Source organism: Acidithiobacillus sulfurivorans, assembly GCF_018853815.1.
Classification (GTDB): Bacteria; Pseudomonadota; Gammaproteobacteria; order Acidithiobacillales; family Acidithiobacillaceae; genus Acidithiobacillus; species Acidithiobacillus sulfurivorans.
Genome location: NZ_JAAOMP010000111.1, coordinates 1 through 3692, shown reverse-complemented (window position 1 = coordinate 3692; position 3692 = coordinate 1). Strand labels below are relative to the sequence as shown.

The window sequence follows — 3692 nt, the reverse complement described above, 5'->3', positions numbered from 1 at the left end:
GGGGGGGGTGTGGTGTAGAATTACCGATGTAATTCAACATGTTAAACGCATTCACCCAGGCTGGCACGGCCGCTGCGGGCATCGGTTTGGCAAACAGATAGCCCTGCATGGCCGGACAGTCCAGGGTCTCCAGCAACTGTAAATGCCCGACGGTTTCCACGCCTTCGGCAATGACCTCCAGACCCAGCATGCGGGCGGTTTTTGCGACGCCAGCAACAATGGCAAAGTCACGAGGATCATTGAGCATGTCCAGGACAAAACTCTGGTCAATCTTGATGGTCTGGGCAGGCAGCTTCTGCAGATAACTCAAGGAAGCATTCCCCGTTCCGAAATCATCCAGCGCGATGCGTAGACCCATGGCATTACAGTGCCGGAGTGTTTCCTGAGCCTTCTGAAAATCCAGCATGGGGGCACTTTCGGTGACTTCAATTTCGCAGTACGCCGGGGCTATCCCGGGATGCGCGGCCAGAGCGCACTGCAAGTCATTCAGGAACTCGGGATCCAGCAGATGCCGGGCGCTGATATTCAGCGACAGGCGTAAGGGAAGCCCGGCCTGATGCCACTGTTCTCCCTGGGCCAGGACGGCATCCAACACAAAGCAGCCAATGCGACGGGCCAGGCGGGGATGGTCCAGCGCTTCGGCGAACACAGCGGGCGTGAGCAGCCCCCGTTGGGGATGCTGCAAGCGAATCAGGGCCTCAAAACCAATCACGCCCTGTTCCGGTGACACAGAAGGGGCAGGCCGGGTCACTACCGGCTGGTAATACATGACCAAGTTCTGGGCTTCAAGCGCTTCCTGGGTCATCGTCAACATCTCCATCAGTTGTTCCTGTTCAACATCCAGGGTTTTTTCATAAAAACAATACTGATTGCGCCCCCGGGCTTTAGCAGCGTAAAGCGCGAGATCCGCATGCCGCAATATCTGCGGGGCATCACCCGTATCCCCGGGGAGAATCGTCCATCCGATACTGGCTGAAACGTTCGCCACCTGCGTGTCCATCTCGATAGGCTGGTTCAATGCCTGGATCAGTCGGTGGGCGAGGTGCTGGGCGTCTTCCAGATCATGCATATGGGGCAGCAGCAGTCCGAACTCATCTCCGCCCAGGCGGCTGACGCTATCTTCAGGCCGCAGCGTTTCACGGACCCGTTGTGCCACGGTACAGAGCAGTTGATCCCCTTGGTCGTGTCCCCAGCGATCATTGACCTGTTTGAATCCATCCAGATCGAGAATGCCAACCAGGAGCAGTCCTTCCGGCAGGGGCTGCGCCTCTGTGGCCTGGCGGAGCTGCTCCAGAAACCACTTGCGGTTGGGCAAGCCGGTCAAATCATCGTGGTGCGCCTGATAAGCCAGGTGCTCGGTCAAACGGCGCCGTTCCGTGACATCATGAAAGACCAGCACGGCGCCCAACACCCGACCATCACGTCCGTGAATCGGCGCGGCAGAATCTTCAATGGCGATCTCCTGACCATCCGTGCGCAGGAGAACCGTATGGTTGGCCAGCCCCACGACCCGGCCTTCCTGCAAGACTCTGCGGATGGGGTTTTCTACCGGAAGGTGATCCCCCTCATGGGCAATGTGGAAAACCGTTTCGAGCGGTTTCCCCAGAAGGTCTGAGCGAGCAGAACCCAACATGGATTCAGCCACAGGATTGATATCCGTGACCCGACCTTGGGTGTCGGTCGTTATTACCCCGTCACCAATGGAATGGAGGGTGACTTCCGCCCGCTCCTTGGCCTCCCACAACCTCAGATCATGGGCCGATCTTTCACGCTGCCGGTCTTCGCCGATGCGGCGAAAAGTCCAATAGCCGAAGGTAGAAAGCAGCAGCAGAGCCAGCATGGCAGCCAAAGGTCCGGTCATCCGATTCCACCAGGCGGCCAACAGAAAGGAACGCGGCAGTCCGACACCGGCCACCAGCGGATAGCCCCGCACCTGGTTCCAGGCCCCGAGACGCCACTGATTGACCGCCGTGGCCAGGCCATAGTAGGTAGCAGAGCGGGCCTGGGGATGCGCCCGGATGGACTGGACGGCAATGCCGTTTTGGGGTGCACCAAAGGTGCTTTGCGTGGGCGGCGGATAGCGGCTTTCCAGAAAGCCATCCCGGCGCAGCAAAAAGACCGAACTCAAGGCCGGAAGCGGCAGATTGCGCCAAAAAGAGAATTGGCCGTGTTGCAAGGGCAGCAGGGCCACCATGTTGGCAACTACGGAATGTCGGTAGGGCGTCCCTTGTGCCCCCAGGAAAAGCGGTACCACCCAGTGTGGATGATGGGGGTGTCCCGGATTACGCACCGGCAAAGGAGGACCGACACAGAGGCCGGAAACATGCTCACAACGCTGGATCAGTGGGCGCTTCTGGTCCGTAATCCGGGAACGGGCATCCGGCGATGCCGGGAGTGAAAGCAGGGCCCGCAGCAGTCCCTTGTCCATCCCGGCAGTCACCACCCCGTCACCTGCCGCGCGCACACCGACACTATTGAAATCGGGATTGAGGACCAGGTAATCCTGCAATTTTTCGTGAATCGCCAGAGGCGTGGCATCGGCTCCTTTGCCCGTGTCCTGACCTAACATGGCCAATGAAGACTGGGTCCCCTTGAGAAATAAATGCGTGCCATCCGCTACAGCGGCTGCCAGCACCTGCAAATTGGCGCCGTATTGCAGACACACATCCTGCCATGTTTCATAGGCCAGGCCTCCCCCAGCCAGCAGAACGATGACCACGAACAGGAGCCAGGCACGGAATAACCAGGGTAGCATCTGTTATCGGACTACCAGGGAGAAGCAGACATCATGGATAAGCACTTTCTACGGCATCCTTTCACACGCACAATAAATGTTTCATAAATAGTACAGATTGGGAAACTTACCACGAAATCCGCTGCGCCTCATCCTGCGTGTCAGCAGTAATCGTCGTACAGGCTTTTGCAAAACCAGGGAGGACAAGGTGCTCCCCTCATTGCGGTAATGATAAATCCATACAGACACATAGCGATTAGTCCGTTTTTTCCGTGGCATACAGGTTAAGGGCATGGCGCGCCAGGCGACCCACCGAACCGGGATGACCACTCAAAAGCCGCCACTGACGCAACGCCCAAAAGCGGTTTTGGGCGGTTCCGCGACCCTGGTACAGGGCCTTGCCATAGTAGTAGCGCGACCAGTGACATCCGTGGGGGAATGCGGCGCACCAGTAGTAAATAGCCCGCTCCGCTTCCTCGGTACGAAACCAGTAGACCCCCAGGTAACGCTGGGCATTCACATGCCCATTGCGCGCCCGTCGCTCAAGGGTAGCCAAGGCCGTCGCATCGCCGCTGCGCGCCTGATAAAGGAGCCCGCGTATTTCAGTGTCGCTATACTTGGTGATCAAGTTGCTGCTCATGCCATCTGAGTGCCTCCATGAGGTAGCGGTGGCGGTTTCTATAGGCAAACAGGACGGTCAGTTTGTCCTCTCCGTCTAAAATCCTTTACAGTTCCATGCTATCGGGGTGGAGTGCTTCAGATGACCGTCCTGTTTTTGGCGGTAATAAGCCACAGGCCTAAAGCTTGTCACCCCGACCCTGCATGGGTTGCTACCCATCAGACGTCGTTCGTGAACGGATTTAAACCGGAGCGGATACCGACAAGCCACGCAGGATGCGGCTGTCGCTCACGGCATTTCCAGATTTTCCCATCGATTTTCCTGGATGACACGCACGAG

The 3692-nt window shown here is 57.9% G+C and carries 2 protein-coding genes; both read right to left on the bottom strand.

The window, feature by feature from the left end; all coding sequences use genetic code 11:
* A partial coding sequence (locus HAP95_RS09550; RefSeq protein WP_226832702.1) for a bifunctional diguanylate cyclase/phosphodiesterase occupies positions 1-2755 on the bottom strand: 2755 nt, incomplete at its 3' end.
* Between the two features lie 235 nt (positions 2756-2990).
* The gene (locus tag HAP95_RS09545; RefSeq protein ID WP_215884001.1) at positions 2991-3374 is read right to left on the bottom strand and encodes an SEL1-like repeat protein; all 384 of its coding nucleotides are present in this window, start codon (positions 3372-3374) and stop codon (positions 2991-2993) included.
* Positions 3375-3692: the final 318 nt, after the last annotated feature.

Bases quoted from the DNA above. Each gene is read 5' to 3' on its own strand.
- HAP95_RS09545 (WP_215884001.1), bottom strand. From the start codon at position 3,374: ATGAGCAGCAACTTGATCACCAAGTATAGCGACACTGAAATACGCGGG.